Raw genomic sequence first — 18,380 nt, forward strand, 5'->3', positions numbered from 1 at the left:
ATCGGACGGCTGATACATACTTGTCGGGTGGCGCGCGCTTCCCGTACAGCTGACTTCCATCCAGATCTGCGCCGAGCCGCGCGGCTGGCTCCTAAGAAGGCGGTCACTCCGGTGACGCTGCCGGTCATCCGCTTGGTGACCCGGAGGATGTGGCGCAAGGTCCCCAAGGACATCGAGGCGCTGACCCTGCCATCCGGTATCGGGGTGCGGTTGTACCGGCCGACCGGATCCACGGGTGTCGGACCCGCGCTGTTGTGGATGCACGGCGGCGGTTATGTGATCGGCCATCCCGGCCAGGACGACGGATTTTGCCGCCGCTACGCCCAACGCCTGGGTGCCACAGTCGCATCCGTTGACTACCGGCTGGCGCCCGAGCACTCCTATCCGGTGCCGCTGGAGGATTGCTATCAGGCGTTGAAGTGGCTGGCGGCGCTGCCCTCGGTGGACCCCGGCCGCGTCGCGATCGGTGGTGCGAGCGCGGGCGGAGGTCTCGCAGCCGCGCTGGCGCTGCTCGCCCGCGATCGCGGTGAGGTCCCATTGGCCGCCCAGTTGTTGGTCTATCCGATGCTCGACGACCGCACCGTCGGCCACGGGCTGGACCATCCCGGTCTACGGCTGTGGAATCAGTCGCTCAACAAGTTCGGGTGGTCGGCCTACCTCGGCGATGCCGACCCCGAGGTTGCGGTGCCCGCGCGGCGCACCGACCTCAGCGGGCTCCCGCCCGCCTGGATGGGCGTCGGCACCCTCGACCTGTTCCATGACGAGGACCTCGCCTACGCGGAGCGGTTGCGGGCCGCCGGCGTGCCGTGCGACGTCGAGATCGTCAAGGGTGCCTTTCACGGTTTCGACGGAATAGTCCCGAAAGCGCAAGTGTCGCAGTCGTTCTTCGATAGTCAGTGCGCCACGTTGCAGCGATTGCTCGCCCCAGCGGCGGCCTAGTTTCCGTGAACTAAATTTCCGGCGACGATCGTCGCCGTGACCATGCCTGAGTCGAGTTCGGCCAGCACCGCCTCGGGAGGAGCTCCGAGGATGCACAGGTCACCGGGTTCGCCCGGTGCGATCTGGCGCGGCGTGGTCGGCGCGTCCGGGCCGCCGAAGAACATCTGTAGAGCCTCGCGCGCCGGGATGCGTTCGTCGCCACCCAGCAGGGCGCCCGTGCCGGTCGTGCGAAATACGGCGGCGCGCATCGCCTTCCACGGGTCGTCGTCGCCGAAGGGCATATCCGTGGACAGCGCGACGGGTACGCCGGCGGCTGACAGGGTCGCGACCCGCCACAGTTCGTGATGCTCGGCGGGGGGCACGTCCTCGAGATACTGCTCCCCTCGTTCGGCGACGAAGTTGGGTTGCGTGACGACGGTCGCGCCTGTCTCGACAAGCTCAGCGACGCTGTCGTCGGGAACCACCGCGGCGTGCTCGATGCGGTCCTTCGGATGGGGGCCGGCCGATCGCAGCGCAGCCAGGGTGATGACGAGCTGCGCGGCGGTCACACAGTGCACCGCGACCGGCGCGTCATCGGCGTGGCGCTCGGTGATCCACGCGGTCAGGTCGGCCAGGTCGAGGTCGGTGTCGTGGAGGATCCGCTTGCCGGGAGCCAGGCAGTGCACGCGTTGGAGCAGTTCCCCGCGACGGTGGGCGTCCATCAGTTTGACGACGTCACCGACGGTGAGATCGGGCGTCGCGTCGGTCACCCCGGTGACCCCGTAGGCGCTCAGCCGTCTGCTGACCTCGATGAGTCCACTTTCGTTGCGCTCCAACGTATCTGACCAACTATGATCAGCGCTGCGCAGCCGACCGTCGGGGTGATCAGCAAGGCCGACTCGCGCCAGTCCGGCGGAGTTCAGCGTCCACATCACACCGCTGCGGTGTTGGACCCTGACCGGCACCCCAGGAGACACGTCGTCCAGAACGGCGCGGTCCAGCGGTCCGGCCACCGCCTCGTGATATCCGACGGCACGAACCCAGCCGTCGCTGCCGATGTTGGCGTTGGCGAGCACCCGCGCCAGATCGGCCCGGCTGTGCACTTCGGCGGGGCCGACTCGCACAGACGTCAACGCCGCTGCCGCCGAACGGAGATGGACGTGGTGGTCGTGCAGACCCGGCATGACGGTCCCGTTCGCAGCGTCGTAGATCTGCTCTGCCGGTAGCGGTGTCAGTTGGGGTTCGACGGCCACAATCCGGTCTTCGACGCGGATGTCGACGGTACCGCCGTCGAGGAGGGTCGCGCGTTGGATCAACATGAAGCGACGCGCTTCTCGGCGATCAGCTGCTCGACGATATCGTTGTCGGCGCCGAGCGCGGATGCCGCCTCCGATAGTGATGGCGTTGCGGTGCAGTTGGTTTCATCTCTGCGTGGCAACGCGGCGTACGTGGCAGCGACAGCCGCCATCGACATCTCGATGAGCTCACCGCCGCCGCGGCGCAGCGATCGAGCCACCTCGACCGCCGCTTCGAGACCCGTCAATGGGTCGGCGATCGCGTCACCGCAGAAGGTCGGATCGTCGTCGCTACCGCGGACCAGGCCCCCGGACACGGCGGCGTCGTCACCGAACGCCACCCAGTCGGCCCGCTGGCCCTCGGTGCCGTGACCGGTGATGCGCAGCCAGACCCGACCGTCGCGTGGCGCGATCGACGCCGGCCCGAGGCCGCGGCGGATGAGTGCCGCCGGCCGCGACGACTCGATCACCACGTCGGCCGCGGCCAGAAGCGCGTTCAGCGGGCCAGGACTGTTGAAATCCACGGCATACGAGAGTTTTCCGGTGTTCATCCAGTCGAAGAAGGCGGGTGGGCCCGCGCGGGTGCCGTCCGGCCGCGATCGGCTCTCGACCTTCACGACCGTCGCGCCGGCGCGCGCCAGTAACTGACCGCAGAGCGGCCCCGCCCACATCGCGGACAGGTCCGCGACCAGCAGGCCGGTCAGGCCGCGCTCGGTTGTCGACGCTCCGCAGCGCACGACGCGCGGTGGGGCAGCGGGGGTTTCGCCGAGTGCGGCGACCGGGAGGCCGAGCAGACGGGCGCGCTCGGTGACGTCAGCGGAGGAGCGTTCGGCGGTCCAAGTCTCGACGGCCGGCCACGGGTCGTCCCCGATGGCCTCGGCCTCGATCAGCGCGGGGACGGCGTCGATATCGTCGGGGCGCGACAGCGTCAGCGCACACCAGCCATCACGGCTTCGCATCAGGCGCGTCGCCCCGCCCGCCGAGATCCGGCCGTGCGGCGAGTGTCCCAGTAGTCCGGCCCGGCCGGCGATGATCTCGTCAGCGTCGACGTCTACGCCGGTGAGCGCCCGAAAGTCGTCGGCGACGTCGCGGGCCCGCGACAACACGGCGGCGGAGACGACCAACGACGTCACATGCCCATTGTGCTCAGAACTGAAGAGCAGTAAAGCGCCAGTCCAGGACCTGCCGGTCAGGCTCGCCCGGGTGCCCGACAGCGTGGACCACCGACCGCAACTTCAGCACCCCGCCGCGGTCGTCCGGCAGTGGGACGGCGCCTTCGACGTGCAACTCGCTGTAGAGGGTGTCACCCTCGTGTACGGGTCCGGTGTGGTCACAGGACTGCCAGCCCAACACGGTGACCACGTTTGGCAGCAGTCGGGTGGCCTGGGCCAGCGCCAGGCCGATGGTGTGCCCGCCGTATACCAACCGCTGGCCACCGCTGCGCCAATCATGGTGTGTGGCTGCGATATTCAACGTCAGCCGGGCGAGTTCCGGGGCGCTGCTGACGACGTCGGCGGTGCTCTGCAACACCGCACCGGCGAGGCCGGCTTCGAAGTGGGCGCCCGGGACTTTGGCACGGTACGCGTCGGCGTTCCAATCGGCGGTCGGGTCGGGAACCGCCGCTTCCTCAGTGCCGATCGCCGACAGATCGTTGGCGAGGCCCGTCTCGACGGCGTCGCCGCTCAGCGGAAGCATTGCGCAGCGGTGGAAATCGAGGATCAGCCGGCCGACGTCGTCGACGGTCGTCATCCGCAGCGCCGCAAGGCCCGTCGCGGCCCGGCCCGGCTTCGCCGAGTTCTGCTTGAGCCCGACCACTTCCGTGCGGGTGAACAGCGTGTCACCGATGACCGGGAACCGGTGGAACTTCAGCCCGCGGTAGAACAAGTTGGCCTTGACCCGTTGCGTCACCAGCGTCGACTGGCCGATCGCCACATCGCATACGAGGGCCGGATGGGCCAGCGGGGCGGAGGCTCCGGTGACCGCGGCGGCCAGCTCACCGTCGAGGGCGAGGCGCAGGCGATCGCCGATGATCGACTGGTGGACCGCTGCGGCGCCCGCCGTCAGCGTCATCGAGGGTGCCGCGTCAAAGACCTGGCCAACGTGCAAGTCGTCGAAATATGGGCCGCTCACGGCAGCCACTCTGGCATTAGGCCGCACAAAGTGTCAATATGGCCGTACATATGTTGACTGAAGAAGAAACCCTGCTGGTGGACACGGTGCGGGCGTTCATCGACCGCGACGTCAAGCCCACGGTGCGCGAGGTCGAGCACGCCAACGAATACCCCGAGGCGTGGATCGAGCAGATGAAACGCATCGGCATCTACGGCCTGGCCATCCCCGAGTCCTATGGCGGTACCCCCGTGTCGACGCCGTGCTACGTCGAGGTCACCCAGGAGCTGGCACGCGGCTGGATGAGCCTGGCCGGTGCGATGGGCGGACACACCGTCGTCGCCAAGCTGCTGACGCTGTTCGGCACCGAGGAGCAGAAGCAGAAGTACCTGCCGTTGATGGCGACCGGTGAGCTGCGGGCGACGATGGCGCTCACCGAGCCCGGCGGCGGCTCGGATCTGCAGAACATGTCGACCGTCGCCGCGGTCGACGGCACCGACTTGGTGATCAACGGGTCGAAGACGTGGATCAGCAACGCCCGCCGATCCGGCCTGATCGCGCTGCTCTGCAAGACCGATCCGGCCGCCACGCCGAAGCACAAAGGCATTTCGGTGGTCCTCGTCGAACAGGGCGAGGCCGTACCGGGCCTCGACATCAACCCCAGCCCGGGGCTGTCGGTGTCGAAGGATCTGCCCAAGCTCGGCTACAAGGGCGTCGAGGCGTGCGAGCTGACGTTCGCCGACTACCGCACGCCTGCAACTGCGATACTCGGCGGAGAACCGGGCAAGGGCTTTGGGCACATGATGAAAGGACTTGAGACGGGCCGGATTCAGGTTGCATCGCGTGCGCTCGGTGTCGCGAAGGCGGCATTGGAGGACGCGCTGAAGTACGCGCAGGAGCGCGAGAGTTTCGGCCAGCCGATCTGGAAGCACCAGTCCGTCGGCAACTATCTGGCCGATATGGCAACCAAGCTCACGGCCGCGCGACAACTCACCCTGTACGCCGCCGAACGCTATGACAGCGGCGAACGTTCGGACATGGAAGCCGGCATGGCGAAGCTGTTCGCCTCCGAGGTTGCGATGGAAATCGCGTTGAACGCGGTCCGAATCCACGGCGGCTACGGCTATTCCACTGAATACGACGTCGAACGGTACTTCCGCGATGCGCCACTGATGATCGTCGGCGAGGGTACCAACGAGATACAGCGCAACGTGATCGCCGCTCAGCTGGTCGCCCGCGGCGGGATCTGATGCGGAACGCGCCGGCCTATCAGACCCTGCGCGAACAACTGCGCGACGATATCGCATCGGGTCGGTACAGTGACGGTAAGCGACTACCCACTGAGTCGGAACTTGTTGAGCAGTATAAACTTTCGCGTCAGACGGTGCGGCGTGCGTTTCAGGATCTGGTCGCCGACGGCACGGTGTACCGGGTGCCGGGGCGCGGCACCTATGCCAGTGAGACAGGCCGGCGGTATCTCCGTCAGCTCGGCTCGATCGAAGACCTGATGAGCCTGTCCGACGACACGACCATGGAGGTGCTTTCCGGGCTGCGCAGGCGCGTCGACCTCGACGCTGCCAGCCGGCTGCGGCTCGACGACGACATCGTCTACTCCGTGGTGTTCCGTCGCCTGCACGACGGCGTGCCGTTCGTGATGACGACCGTGCACCTCGCGCCATCCGTCGCCCAGGCGGTGCTGTCGTCGCCCGAACTGCAGGACGGTGCGATTGGCACGCAAACGGTCATCGGCGTGCTCGAGCCGCATCTGGACGAGCCGATTGCCGAAGCAGCACAGTCGATTACGGTCGCACCCGCCGACAGTGCGGTAGGGGAAGCGCTGTCGTGCGAGCCCGGGCACGCGATGCTGAGAGTGGACCGGCTCTATAGCGACACCACGGGCCGACCCGTCGAGCTGTCGGTCAGCCATTTCCTTCCGGAGCAGTACACCTACCGCGTGACGCTGCGCCGTAATTAGTGATTTCGGCGTGTTTAGTCTCGCTCAGGGTGACCCAGCACGCCGAAATCACAGGAGTTCGTCGACGAGGCCCCATCGCAGCGCGGTCTGCGGGTCGACGGTCTTACCGCTGAGCACCAGATAGGCGGTGCGCCATCGGCCGATTCGCCTCGTGATGCTCACGGTGCCCCCTGCGCCGGGAATCAGGCCGAGGCTCAACTCCGGCAGGCCGAAGACTGCGTCCGGCCGCGATTGCACCCATCCGCAGAAGGCGGCCATCTCCAGCCCGCTGCCCAGCACCTGACCGTGCACCTCGGCGCGACAGCGCGGGCCCAACCGGGCCGTCAGTTCGTCGAGCACCAACGCGGGGCTGTGCCGCGTGCGGGCCACGTGGGCGCTGGCCGGATCGGCGAATGTGCCGAACTCGGCCAGGTCGCCGCCGCTGCAGAACGAGGGGCCGTTGCCCGATAACACGACATTGGTCACCGACGGGTCCAGCCGCGCGACCTCGAGCGCTTCGAGCAGTGCCGCACGCGCGTCCGTCGAGAACGCGTTGTGCCGCTGCGGCCTGTTGAACCGGACGTACAGGGTTCCGTCGACACGCTCGGCCTGCACCGGATTCGGGATGTCCACCGGCCGCGCGGGGCCCCGCTCGTCGAGCCAGCGGGCGAACTCCGGTCCGGACTGCAGCGTCGAGTAGGCCACCGATTCGGTGATGACGCCGGCGTACGCGGGTTCGTCGACATCGAGCGCGCGCAGCACGTCGCCGCAGACCGCCGCAGCGATCGGCCATCGCCGGCACCGGTCCTCTAGCTCTTCGAGAGCATCGGGCACCGATGCCACCGTCACGACGCGCCGGTCGTCGCTGTCCTCCTCGGTGAGCGTGAAAAGCGCGTCGTCGGAGGCAGATCCGATCGCGACGACCACACCCGAGGCGAGTTCACCGTCGTGCGTCACGAGTACTTCTTTATCAGCTCCTGCTTGAACATCTTGCCGGATTCGGTCCGCGGCATCTGGGCCTCGAAAGAGATCGACTTCGGGCACTTGTAGTGCGCCAGCCGCTCTCGCAGCCACACCAGGAGCTCCTCACCGAACTCCTCGCTGGCATCGGCGGGGTCGACGGTTTGGACGACACCCTTGACGCGCTGGCCCATCTCGTCGTCGGGGATGCCGAACACGGCGGCGTCGAGCACCTTCGGGTGGGTGATCAACATGTTCTCCGCCTCCTGGGGATAGATGTTGACGCCGCCGGAGATGATCATGTGGTGCTTGCGGTCGGTGAGAAACAGATAGCCGTCCTCGTCGAGGTACCCGACGTCGCCGACCGTCACCCAGCCGTGCTCGTCGCGTGACGCGGCGGTCTTCTCGGGATCGTTGTGGTAGACGAACGGCACGACGCCAAGATCGAAGTAGATCTGGCCGGCCTGGCCGGCCGGCAGCTCGTTGCCGTCATCATCGAGGACATGCGCCACCCCCAGCAGCGGTTTGCCCACGGAGCCGGGGCGTTTCAGCCATTCCTCGGCTGTGATGAACGTGATGCCCGCTCCTTCTGATGACGAGTAGTACTCATCGACGACCGGACCCCACCAGTCCATCATCTGCTTCTTGATGTCGACCGGGCACGGCGCCGCCGCGTGCACCACTCGGCGCAGGCTCGACAGGTCGTATGAATCACGCACTTCCTGAGGCAGTTTCAGCATCCGCACGAACATCGCGGGTACGAATTGTCCGCTGGTCACCTTGTACCTCTGAATGGCCTCCAGGGCGGATTCGGGATCGAACTTGGACATGATCACCGTCGTGACACCCATCGCCTGTGCGCTCATCGACCACAGACACGGCGCGGTGTGGTACAGCGGCGCCGGGCTCAGATAGACGGATTCCGAGTCCACCTGGATCGCCGTCAGCAGCACCGCCAGCATGCTCGGCGTATCGGCGGGCTTGAGGTGGGTGAGTTCGCGGCGAATTCCCTTGGGGCGCCCGGTCGTTCCCGACGAGTACTGGAGCAGATCGCCCTCGAGCTCGTCGTCGATGGGCGTGCTCGGATACTCCCCCACACATTCGGGATAGCGCTGCCAACCGTCGAGATCGTCGTCGGCGATCATCAGCAGATCGGGAAGCACGTCGAGCTCCGCCATTCCCTCGAGGGTCTGGCGCATCGCGGCCGATCCGATCACTGCCTTCGCGCCGCAGTTCTCGATGATGTAGGCCACCTCGGCCGGGGTGAGGTGGGTGCTGACCACGGTGTAGTACAGACCGCTGCGGCGGGCCGCCCACATCGCCGTGGGCAGGTGCTCGTTGTTCTCCATGAGGATCGCGACGGTGTCGCCTTCGACCAGCCCGGCATGGCGGAAGTGGTGGGCCAACCGGTTGGCCCGCTCCTCCAGCTCCTTGAACGTGACGACGGTCCCGGCCGGGTGGATGATGACGGCGGGTTTGTCGGGGGTGGCCTCGGCATGCTCACGAATCTGCATGCGCAGACTCTACGACGTGCGATCTTGACAGGTGTCAAGTGGGTCTAATTTGTCTTGGGCGGCGCCGCTTCATCGCACGAACAGACGCAAAAACCCCCGAAATCGCTCCATTTCGGGGGTTTTCACGTCTGCTCGCCGAAGATCGGGAGCTCGCCGAAGAGTTACTCCGCTTCGAGGCGGTGCTTCAGCGCGTCGAACTCGTCCTTGATGCCCGTCGGCAGCTTCTCGCCGACGAACTCGAACCACTCCTCGATCAGCGGGATCTCCTGCCGCCACTCGTCGGCGTTGACCTCGAGCGCGGCGTCAACATCGGCGGAATCCACGTCGAGACCGGACAGGTCGAGATCCTCGGCGGTCGGGACGATGCCGATCGGCGTGGTGCGCCCGTTGGCCTTGCCCTCGATGCGGTCGATGACCCACTTCATCACGCGGCTGTTCTCGCCGAAGCCCGGCCACAGGAAGCGGCCGTCCTCACCGCGGCGGAACCAGTTGACGAAGAAGATCTTCGGCATCTTCGACTCGTCGGACTGCTTGCCGATGTCGATCCAGTGGGCGAAGTAGTCGCCGACGTTGTAGCCGAGGAACGGCAGCATCGCCATCGGGTCGCGGCGCACGGTGCCGACCTTGCCCTCGGCGGCCGCGGTCTGCTCGCTGCCCATGGTGGCGCCGATGAAGACGCCGTGCTGCCAGTCGCGGGCCTGCGTCACCAGCGGCACCGTGGTCTTGCGGCGGGCGCCGAACAGGATCGCCGAGATCGGCACACCCTGCGGGTCGTCCCACTCGGGCGCCAGCGTCGGGCACTGCGACATCGGGGTGCAGTAGCGCGAGTTCGGATGCGCGGCCTTCTCGTCCGAGTCGGGCGTCCAGTCGCGGCCCTTCCAGTCGATGAGGTGCTGCGGGTCGCCCTCGAGGCCCTCCCACCACACATCGCCGTCGTCGGTCAGCGCGACGTTGGTGAACACGGTGTTGCCCGCCGAGATGGTCTTCATCGCGTTCGGGTTCGACGACCAGTTGGTGCCGGGGGCGACACCGAAGAAGCCGAACTCCGGGTTGACCGCGTACAGGCGGCCGTCCTTGCCGAACCGCATCCACGCGATGTCGTCACCGATGGTCTCGGCGCGCCAGCCCGGGATGGTGGGCTGCAGCATCGCGAGGTTGGTCTTACCGCACGCCGACGGGAACGCCGCCGCGACGAAGTAGGCCTTGTTCTCGGGGCTGATCAGCTTGAGGATCAGCATGTGCTCGGCGAGCCAGCCCTCGTCGTGCGCCATCGCCGAGGCGATGCGCAGCGAGTAGCACTTCTTGCCAAGCAGCGCGTTGCCGCCGTAGCCCGAGCCGAAGCTCCAGATCTCGCGACTCTCCGGGAAGTGGGTGATGTATTTGGTGTCGTTGCAGGGCCAGGGCACGTCCTTCTGGCCGGGCTCCAGGGGTGCGCCGATCGAGTGCAGCGCCTTGACGAAGAAGCCGTCGTCACCCAGCTTGTCCAGCGCGGCCTTGCCCATCCGGGTCATCGTGCGCATTGAGACGACGACGTACTCCGAGTCGGTGATCTGCACGCCCAGCTTGGGATCCTCGGCGCCGAGCGGGCCCATACAGAACGGCACGACGTAAAGGGTGCGACCGCGCATGCTGCCGCGGTACAGGTCGGTCATGAGGCGGCGCATCTCGGCCGGATCCATCCAGTTGTTGGTGGGGCCGGCGTCGATCTCGCGCTCCGAACAGATGAAGGTGCGTGACTCCACGCGTGCGACGTCGGAGGGGTCGGACAGCGCCAGGTAGGAGTTCGGCTTCTTCTCGTCGTTGAGACGCTTGAAGGTGCCCGCCTCGACCAGCTGCTCGGACAGCCGCGCGGCCTCCTCCTCGGACCCGTCGGCGAACACGACGCGTTCCGGCTGCGTGAGTTCGGCGACCTCCTGGACCCAGGCGAGCAGCCCCTTGTGCTTCGTCGGTGCGGTGTCCAGACCTGGAATGGTCGCTGCGGTCATCAAAATCTCCTGTGTACGTTTTCTGCCAGGACTCAGGACCTGGAGCGTAAGCCTGAAAAAGGCTGCACATCCCAGCCGTCCCTGTAATAGAGAGGTTAACGCGGGTGACATACCCGTGGTAATTCGGGACGTGTCCAATCACTCACAGGAACGATTCAGAAAGCCCATCTCAGCGATTTATCGATTCAGCTGATCGGGTCTCCCGGCGCCGGGACTGCTCACAGATCGCGAATTTTCGTGAAATGGCGATCTGTGAGCAGTCTCGGCGGGATTCAACTCGGAGCGGACGGCATCCAGCGCGCGCTGCAGCGACGGAAGCCTGCGATCCCTGTCCTTCGCAGCCTGGGCCCTATGAACCGCATGCTGGCGTAATTCGGCGTCGATCGCGGCGACCCGCTCAGCGGCGGCGCCGCTCTCGACCTCGTCGCGGTGTGCAGACTCCGAGGACAGCGCCGTCTCTGCGACGAGCACCCTGGTGGCGATCCGTTCCTCCAGCGCCGACCGCACCACGTTGGCCACGTCGCTGACCCAGCGATCGAGCACTGCCCGGTCATGCAGCAGCCCGCGAATGCCCACCACCCAGACGGTCATCGCCAAACCCACCGCACCGCCCACCACCAGCCCCGCGGCCGTCATCCCGGGAGCGAGCCCGGCGAACAGCCTGGTCACCACGAGCGCCACCCCGAGACCGAAGCCGGCGCCGAGGATCATCATCAGCTGCGTCTCCTGCCTGCGTGATTTCAACGGTGGGCCGACGATCACCGGCACCGACGGTGCTCCGGCCGCCGGGGCCGACGGCAGATCCAGGTCGTTCGCCACGTCCGCCAGCGCAGCGGTGATGCCCTCGTCCACGTCCTCGACGACTTCGCGCATCCGCGTGCGTACCCGCGGCTCGAAGGCACCGACGCCGTGCCGCGTCACCTGGGCGGCTTCCTCTGCCAACTCTCCGCGCACCGACGTGGTGCGCTGCCGCGCGAAGTGCGAAAGGTGTACATGCGCCTGCTTGAGCCGACTGCGCAGCGCGATCCCACGCTCGCTCTTCTCGAGTCGGCGCCGACGCAGGATGTCGTCGCGCCTGTTGTGCAGGGCGTTGACCCGGGCCCTGCGGTCGGCCCCGTCGCCGCCGTCAAGGTAGTGCGCGATGATGCCCTGCAGGCGGGTTTCCCACGCGCGCAGCCGGTTCCGTCGGGCGACATCCGGATCCGCCAATCGCTGCCGCAGCAGGTCGACGAGCTCATCGATGCGGGGCTCTCCCAGGTCGGGAGCTGCGGCCGCCCCGACCCATTGCACGTTTGCGAAGCGCGCTGCGTGCTGCGTCAACAGCTCACGGTCCTCGGCGAGCACGTCGCGCCAGGTGCGGTGCGCGTCGGTCTTCGACACCACGCCGATCACCAGGTCCGTGTACCTGGTCGCGGAATCGATCAGGGCACAGTCGGATTCCGTCAGCGGCGCGATCGCCGACACCGTGAAGACCACCGCGACGGGCGCGTGCGCGGGGCTCAATTCGTCGGCCTCGACGAACGTGCGCTCGGGCAGCCGGTCGCGCAGCACCGAGATCAGGCTGGTGGTGCCTGCCAGCCACGGGCCGACCACCAGCACGACGTCGCGACTCTCGACACCGGGCGAACGCAGCCCAGGCTCGATCGCGGAAACCACGGCGTCCGCCGCACTCTCCCCGGTCATCGTTGCCCCCCGTACATGACCAGCGAGCCCCGGCAGATGTCGGCCGCGCAGCTGCGGTGTAGCGCGCCGACCGGCCCGTCGCCGTAGCGGCGCCAGTAGATCGCGCGCCTGCGGTGCGCCGCGGGATCGTCCCCCCGGTCGACCCGTATGCCGTCGGCTTCCACCACGTCGACCGCTGCGCCCATCACCGCCAGCAGCGTAGCGTCGCTCGCCAGGAAGCCGGCAATCTGCTGGTCTCCGGATCTTGTTGCGAGCGTGCGTAATTCGGTGATCGCCGTGCACACTCGCCGGTACCGCACCGGCGCGGCGGCCGCATTCACCTGCGCCACCACCGCATCGACGTGGCTCAACCGGCGCAGCAACGCCCGCACCGCCGCGGTGTCGGCTCCGTCCTCGATCGCCAGCACCGCATGGGCGATGCCGAAGCGGTCCAGGGTGTCGACCAGGCGTCGACGCGCTCCCGCCGCGAGCGGATGTGCGGACGCGACGAACGCGTCCACCGAGGTGAGATCCGCCGGAGCGGCCACGAGTGTCCGCAGTGCGGCCGACAGGTCGTCGTCCGGTTCGGCGACGGCGAGCAGGCCGATCATCGGCACCGTCGGAGTACCCGTCGATGTCTGGATCGTCGCCGCACGGCGCTGTGCCAGTGCCATCGGTCCACCGGCACCGAACGCCATCAGATCGGCCTTGTTCAGCACGATCACCATCGGCTTGTCCGGCGCGACCCGGTCCTCGGGCTTGAGAGTCTCGGCGATCACCAGCGCGGTGACGTCGGCCGCGGATTCGTCGGCTGTCAACGCGATGCCTGCGTCGGCGAAGGCGGTGGCCACCGTGGCGCGTCCGACGCCGGGGCGGCCGCATACCGCGACACGCACCGGCGCACTGACGCGACGCACGATCGACGACAGCCGTGGATGGCGGCTCTGCTCGGCGAATCGTGTCAATACGTCGACGAAAATCTGGCGCCCCCTATCTATGACCATCCCGATGTTGGCACTCCGCTCGAGGTGCCAATAGCGGCAGATGGGGCGCCTTGGGATAACCGCTGGCGAGTAGCAGGAAAGGCAACTGTTGGGTATCAATCTGTAACACGATGCGGGTACTCGACCCTTGATGAGCGACGATGGACGGATGCTTTCGGGAAGCGCGGATGCAGGGGCACCACCCGCGTCGCATCGGCATCCCCGGGTAACCAGCTTCCGCACCCGCCGCACCACGCTCAGCGGTGCGCAGCAGGCGACGTGGGAGCGGCTGTGGCCCGAGCTGGGCATGCACGCCCGCGATGGCGACGGTCCTGCCCCGCTACTGGACACCGACTCGTGGTTCGGCCGCAGGGCGCCCATCGTGTTGGAGATCGGCTGCGGAGCGGGCACCTCGACGTTGGCGATGGCCCAGGCCGAGCCCGATATCGACGTGGTCGCAGTGGAGGTCTACCGCCGCGGACTGGCCCAGCTGCTGTCCGGCATCGACCGGGAGAACGTCACCAACATCCGCTTGATCCGCGGCGACGGCGTCGACGTCCTCGAGCACATGTTCGCGTCGAACTCGCTGACCGGCGTCCGGGTCTTCTTCCCCGACCCGTGGCCCAAGGCCCGCCATCACAAACGTCGCCTGCTGCAACCGGCGACCGTGGCGCTGATCGCCGACCGGTTGCGGCCCGGCGGCGTGCTGCACGCAGCGACCGACCACGCGGGGTACGCCGAGCACATCGCCGCCGTGGGCGACGCCGAGCCGCGGCTGCGCCGGGTGCGCATCGACGACGACCTGCCCATGTCGACCGACCGGCCGGTGACGAAGTACGAGCGCAAGGCTCTCGCAGGCCCCGTCGTCGCCGAGTTGCTATGGGAGAAGTCACCATGAGCCTCGCAGAAGACGTTCAAGCGATTGACGAAGAAATAGAGGTCTCGCCCACACAGGCCGACCCGACGGCGCCGGTCGAAGGCACCTCGCGTGTCCTGCTGGTGTGGGACGCGCCGAACCTCGACATGGGCCTCGGCTCGATCCTCGGCGGTCGCCCGACCGCCGCGCACCGACCCCGGTTCGACGCGCTGGGCCGCTGGCTGCTGGCCCAGACCGCCGAGCTGTCGGCCGCCCGCCCGGACGTCTCACTGGAGCCCGAGGCCACCGTCTTCACCAACATCGCCCCTGGTAGCGCCGATGTGGTTCGACCCTGGGTGGAGGCATTGCGTAACGTCGGGTTCGCGGTCTTCGCAAAACCGAAGATCGACGAGGACAGCGACGTCGACAGCGACATGCTCAACCACATCGCGCTCCGCAGGAGCGAGGGATTGGCCGGCGTGCTGGTGGCTTCCGCCGACGGGCAGGCATTCAAGCAGCCCCTGGAGGAAATCGCCCGCGACGGCATACCTGTGCGGGTGCTTGGATTTCGCGAACATGCGAGCTGGGCGCTAGCGTCGGATACCTTGGTGTTCGTCGACTTGGAGGACATCCCCGGTGTCTTCCGGGAGCCACTACCGCGAATCGGCCTGGATTCGCTGCCCGAGCAGGGTGCGTGGCTGCAGCCGTTCCGGCCGCTGTCATCGCTATTGACCTCGCGCGTCAACAATTGAACTGCGCAGGTCGCCGCAGAATGAGTAAGGAGCTTTAGGTGTTCGCCTGGTGGGGTCGGATGGTGTACCGCTATCGGTACACCGTCATCGGCGTCATGGTCGCACTGTGCCTGTCTGGCGGCATCTACGGCATCAGCCTGGGTCAGCACGTCACGCAGAGCGGCTTCTACGACGAGGGCAGCCAGTCCGTGCACGCGTCCGTCGTCGCCGACAAGGCGTACGGGCGAGACCGAACCAGTCATGTCGTGGCGATCCTCACTCCGCCGGACGGCAAGAAGGTCGACGACCCCGCGTGGATGAAGAAGACCGCCGACGAACTCAACCAACTCGTGGCCGACCACGAGGACCAGATGGTCGGCTGGGTCGGCTGGCTACGGGCACCCAACAGCGAAGATCCGACGGTCCAGCAGATGAAGACCGCGGACATGTCGCAGACATTCGTCAGCGTCCCGCTCAAGGGTGACGACGACGACACGATCCTGAAGAACTACCAGGCCATCCAGCCCGACCTGCAGAAAGTCAACGGCGGCAATATCCAGCTCGCCGGCCTCAACCCGCTCGCCAGCGAGCTCACCGGCACCATCGGCGAGGACCAGAAGCGCGCCGAGGTCGCAGCCATCCCGCTCGTGTGTGTGGTGCTGTTCTTTGTGTTCGGCGGTGTGATCGCGGCGGCCCTTCCCGGCCTCATCGGCGGCCTGACCATCGCCGGGGCACTGGGCATCATGCGGCTGCTGGCCGAGATCATGCCGGTGCACTTCTTCGCTCAGCCGGTCGTCACCCTGATGGGGCTCGGCATCGCCGTGGACTACGGCCTGTTCATGGTGAGCCGGTTCCGCGAAGAACTCGCAGAGGGCTACGACACCGAAGCCGCCGTGCGCCGCTCCGTGATGACGTCGGGCCGCACCATCATGTTCTCCGCGGTCATCCTCGTGGCGTCGTCGGTGCCGCTGCTGTTGTTCCCCCAGGGCTTCCTCAAGTCGATCACCTACGCGATCATCGCGTCGGTCATGCTCGCGGCGATCCTGTCGATCACCGTGCTGCCCGCCGCACTGGCCATCCTCGGTCCGCGAGTCGATTCCCTCGGCGTGCGCTGGCTGCTCAAGTTCGCCGAGCCGGATCCGATCGTCTCCGACCCGAACAACCCGCGCACCAACACCTTCGCTCTGGCCTCGATCCCTGCGGGCCTGCTGGTCCCGCCGGTCGGCATCGCGCTGGGACACCTTGCGCGTAAACGCATCAGGCAGACCGGCGAACAGGGAGTGCAGTACACGGTCATCGGTCTGACGCTCGGCTACGTCACGCTGCTGGGTGGCCTCGCACTACTCATCTCCTCCTCGAAGGACACCCTGGGCACGGCGCTGTACTGGGTGCTGCTCGGCATCGTGATCTTCGTGGCGGTCGTCGCCGCCGGCGTCGTCCTCGCGCGTTACATCCCGCTCGCTCGTACACCGATCGTGTGGTGGTTGAACTGGCTGGCGGAGAAGACGCAGAAGACGAAGACACGCGCCGAGGTGGAGAAGGGCTTCTGGGGCAAGCTCGTCAACGTCGTGATGAAGCGTCCCATCGCCTTCGCCGCGCCCATCGCGATCGCCATGATCGTGCTGATCATTCCGCTCGGCCAGCTGGCGCTCGGAGGTATCAGCGAGAAGTACCTGCCACCCGACAACGCTGTCCGGATCGCGCAGGAGGACTTCGACAAGACCTTCCCCGGGTTCCGAACCGAACCACTGACGCTCGTCATCGAGAACACCGACGGCCAGCCGGTGACCGACCAGCAGGTCGCCGAGATCCGCAACAAGGCGCTCACCATTCCGGGCTTCATCGAGCCCGACGGTGACGCATCGAAGATGTGGCAACCGCGTGGCGGCGAATCGAGCGATGCCTCGGTGCGCGTCATCCAGAACGGTCTCATCGACCGCAACGACGCCGCCAAGAAGGTCGGTGAGTTGCGGTCGATCACCCCGCCGCGTGGCCTGACGATATCCGTCGGTGGCACACCGGCTTTGGAGCAGGACAGCATCCACAGCCTGTTCGACAGGCTGCCGTTGATGGTGACGATCCTCATCGTCACCACCACGATCCTGATGTTCCTGGCGTTCGGCTCCGTGGTGCTGCCGATCAAGGCCGCGGTGATGAGCGCGCTGACACTCGGCTCGACCATGGGCGTGTTGACGTGGATGTTCGTCGAGGGTCACGGCTCCGGGCTGATGAACTACACACCGCAGCCATTGATGGCGCCGATGATCGGCCTGATCATCGCGGTGATCTGGGGTCTGTCCACCGACTACGAGGTGTTCCTGGTCTCACGCATGGTGGAGGCCCGCGAGCGCGGTATGTCCACGGCCGAGGCGATCCGCATCGGTACGGCCACCACCGGCCGGCTGATCACGGGTGCCGCACTGGTGCTCGCGGTCGTCGCGGGTGCGTTCGTGTTCTCCGACCTGGTGATGATGAAATACCTGGCGTTCGGCCTGCTGATCGCGCTGCTGCTGGACGCGACCATCGTCCGGATGTTCCTGGTGCCCGCCATCATGAAGCTGCTCGGTGACGACTGCTGGTGGGCGCCGAGATGGATGAAGCGCATCCAGGAACGCCTTGGTCTCGGGGAGACCGAACTGCCCGACGAACGTAAGCGGCCCGCGGTGCGCGAGCCCGCCGAGCACCCCGAGGCTCTGGTCGGCGCGGGCGCACCGCTGCGACCTCCGCCGGCCCGTCCGCGTCCGCCGCTCGACCCCACTCATCCGGCCGCCGAGGGTGCGTCGCGTCCCGGCGCAGGCCGGACCGTGGCGCCGCCGCGTACCAACGCACCGTCGAGCACCGGAACGACGCGCATGCCGACCGGCCGCCCCTCCGCGGACGAACCTCAGACGACGCGTCTGACAACCGCCAAGAACGCGGTGCGCAACGTCGTGAGCAACGCCGCGGCGGCCACCCGCTCCGCCGCCGCGCCTCCGGCCCCGCGTCCGCAGCGCGAGGATCGCGAGATCGAGTCGTGGCTCGGCGAATTGCGCGGTACCGGCACGCCGGCCAAACCGCCCACGCCGCCGCCGACGCGTAAGCCGTCGACCGAATCCACCCGCGCGATGCCGGAGCAGTCCGCGGGTCAACCTCCGGGCAACCGACGTCCGGCGCCGCCCGATCCGGGCAACGAGCCCACGACGGCGATTCCCGCGCAAGACGACGACGCCGACGACGCCACGACGGCGATCCCGGCGCAGCGGCCGGAAGACCCGGACACCGCGACGGAGAAGCTCATCGCCCATCAGGAGGGCCAGAAGCCCAAGCGGCGTGGTGGCGGAATGAGTGCGGCGGATCTGCTGCGCCGCGAGGGCCGGATCTAGTCCGTCTCGGCGGCTGTAACGCCACGGCGCGATTGCGCCTGAATTTCCTCC

The 18,380-nt window shown here is 67.3% G+C and carries 14 protein-coding genes; 6 read left to right on the top strand and 8 right to left on the bottom strand.

All coding sequences use genetic code 11. From position 1 onward, the window contains the following. Positions 1–27: 27 nt before the first annotated feature. Positions 28–939, top strand: coding sequence for an alpha/beta hydrolase (locus H7J93_RS20250; RefSeq protein WP_267308097.1), 912 nt, complete (start codon positions 28–30; stop codon positions 937–939). Here H7J93_RS20250 and H7J93_RS20255 read toward each other — a convergent pair. From H7J93_RS20255 to H7J93_RS20265, 3 genes are read right to left on the bottom strand one after another with little or no spacing between them, the layout of a single operon-like run. Continuing rightward, positions 936–2,237, bottom strand: a complete 1,302-nt coding sequence (locus tag H7J93_RS20255) for an amidohydrolase family protein (RefSeq protein WP_267308098.1) — start codon at positions 2,235–2,237, stop codon at positions 936–938. The two genes, H7J93_RS20250 and H7J93_RS20255, sit on opposite strands and share 4 nt — an antisense overlap. Next, positions 2,231–3,346, bottom strand: coding sequence for a CoA transferase (locus H7J93_RS20260; protein ID WP_267308099.1), 1,116 nt, complete (start codon positions 3,344–3,346; stop codon positions 2,231–2,233). Before H7J93_RS20260 ends, H7J93_RS20255 begins: the two co-directional genes overlap by 7 nt. Positions 3,347–3,359: 13 nt before the next feature. Continuing rightward, positions 3,360–4,283, bottom strand: coding sequence for a hotdog family protein (locus H7J93_RS20265; protein WP_276022226.1), 924 nt, complete (start codon positions 4,281–4,283; stop codon positions 3,360–3,362). A 98-nt stretch (positions 4,284–4,381) separates the two neighbouring features. Here H7J93_RS20265 and H7J93_RS20270 point away from each other — a divergent pair, with 98 nt between their 5' ends. Both H7J93_RS20270 and H7J93_RS20275 read left to right on the top strand, forming a co-directional pair. Beyond that, positions 4,382–5,572, top strand: coding sequence for an acyl-CoA dehydrogenase family protein (locus tag H7J93_RS20270; RefSeq protein WP_267308101.1), 1,191 nt, complete (start codon positions 4,382–4,384; stop codon positions 5,570–5,572). Further along, complete coding sequence (locus tag H7J93_RS20275) at positions 5,572–6,297, top strand: GntR family transcriptional regulator (protein ID WP_267308102.1); 726 nt, start codon at positions 5,572–5,574, stop codon at positions 6,295–6,297. The genes H7J93_RS20270 and H7J93_RS20275 overlap by 1 nt, the downstream gene beginning before the upstream one ends. Positions 6,298–6,345: 48 nt before the next feature. On the opposite strand, the gene H7J93_RS20280 is transcribed toward H7J93_RS20275, so the two are convergent. The 5 genes from H7J93_RS20280 to H7J93_RS20300 all read right to left on the bottom strand — a co-directional run bounded on the left by H7J93_RS20280 (position 6,346) and on the right by H7J93_RS20300 (position 13,362). Then, on the bottom strand, positions 6,346–7,233 hold the full coding sequence (locus H7J93_RS20280; protein ID WP_267308103.1) for an enoyl-CoA hydratase/isomerase family protein: 888 nt from the start codon (positions 7,231–7,233) through the stop codon (positions 6,346–6,348). Beyond that, the gene (fadD4, locus tag H7J93_RS20285; protein WP_267308104.1) at positions 7,230–8,750 is read right to left on the bottom strand and encodes a fatty-acid--CoA ligase FadD4; all 1,521 of its coding nucleotides are present in this window, start codon (positions 8,748–8,750) and stop codon (positions 7,230–7,232) included. The genes H7J93_RS20280 and fadD4 overlap by 4 nt, the downstream gene beginning before the upstream one ends. Positions 8,751–8,911: 161 nt before the next feature. Continuing rightward, entirely contained in the window at positions 8,912–10,735 is a 1,824-nt protein-coding gene (locus H7J93_RS20290) for a phosphoenolpyruvate carboxykinase (GTP) (protein WP_267308105.1), read from the bottom strand. A 177-nt stretch (positions 10,736–10,912) separates the two neighbouring features. Beyond that, complete coding sequence (locus tag H7J93_RS20295) at positions 10,913–12,418, bottom strand: hypothetical protein (protein ID WP_267308106.1); 1,506 nt, start codon at positions 12,416–12,418, stop codon at positions 10,913–10,915. After that, positions 12,415–13,362: a hypothetical protein gene (locus tag H7J93_RS20300; protein ID WP_267308107.1), complete on the bottom strand. Its 948-nt coding sequence runs from the start codon at positions 13,360–13,362 to the stop codon at positions 12,415–12,417. Before H7J93_RS20300 ends, H7J93_RS20295 begins: the two co-directional genes overlap by 4 nt. Before the next feature lie 187 nt (positions 13,363–13,549). Here H7J93_RS20300 and trmB point away from each other — a divergent pair, with 187 nt between their 5' ends. Genes trmB through H7J93_RS20315 form a run of 3 tightly spaced genes read left to right on the top strand, consistent with a single transcriptional unit; the run spans position 13,550 to position 18,329 of the window. Continuing rightward, complete coding sequence (gene trmB, locus H7J93_RS20305; protein ID WP_372507984.1) at positions 13,550–14,278, top strand: tRNA (guanosine(46)-N7)-methyltransferase TrmB; 729 nt, start codon at positions 13,550–13,552, stop codon at positions 14,276–14,278. After that, positions 14,275–14,988, top strand: coding sequence for an NYN domain-containing protein (locus tag H7J93_RS20310; protein WP_267308109.1), 714 nt, complete (start codon positions 14,275–14,277; stop codon positions 14,986–14,988). Before trmB ends, H7J93_RS20310 begins: the two co-directional genes overlap by 4 nt. Positions 14,989–15,026: 38 nt before the next feature. Further along, on the top strand, positions 15,027–18,329 hold the full coding sequence (locus tag H7J93_RS20315; RefSeq protein WP_267308110.1) for an MMPL family transporter: 3,303 nt from the start codon (positions 15,027–15,029) through the stop codon (positions 18,327–18,329). Positions 18,330–18,380: the final 51 nt, after the last annotated feature.

The organism is Mycobacterium barrassiae (genome assembly GCF_025822765.1).
GTDB classification, from domain to species: Bacteria; Actinomycetota; Actinomycetes; order Mycobacteriales; family Mycobacteriaceae; genus Mycobacterium; species Mycobacterium barrassiae.

What these genes read in the sequence shown, in the direction of transcription:
- H7J93_RS20255 (WP_267308098.1), bottom strand. Translation starts at nt 2,237, where the DNA reads ATGTTGATCCAACGCGCGACCCTCCTCGACGGCGGTACCGTCGACATC.
- H7J93_RS20265 (WP_276022226.1), bottom strand. Translation starts at nt 4,283, where the DNA reads ATGACGCTGACGGCGGGCGCCGCAGCGGTCCACCAGTCGATCATCGGC.
- H7J93_RS20270 (WP_267308101.1), top strand. Translation starts at nt 4,382, where the DNA reads ATGGCCGTACATATGTTGACTGAAGAAGAAACCCTGCTGGTGGACACG.
- H7J93_RS20275 (WP_267308102.1), top strand. Translation starts at nt 5,572, where the DNA reads ATGCGGAACGCGCCGGCCTATCAGACCCTGCGCGAACAACTGCGCGAC.
- fadD4 (WP_267308104.1), bottom strand. Translation starts at nt 8,750, where the DNA reads ATGCAGATTCGTGAGCATGCCGAGGCCACCCCCGACAAACCCGCCGTC.
- H7J93_RS20290 (WP_267308105.1), bottom strand. Translation starts at nt 10,735, where the DNA reads ATGACCGCAGCGACCATTCCAGGTCTGGACACCGCACCGACGAAGCAC.
- H7J93_RS20295 (WP_267308106.1), bottom strand. Translation starts at nt 12,418, where the DNA reads ATGACCGGGGAGAGTGCGGCGGACGCCGTGGTTTCCGCGATCGAGCCT.
- trmB (WP_372507984.1), top strand. Translation starts at nt 13,550, where the DNA reads ATGCTTTCGGGAAGCGCGGATGCAGGGGCACCACCCGCGTCGCATCGG.
- H7J93_RS20310 (WP_267308109.1), top strand. Translation starts at nt 14,275, where the DNA reads ATGAGCCTCGCAGAAGACGTTCAAGCGATTGACGAAGAAATAGAGGTC.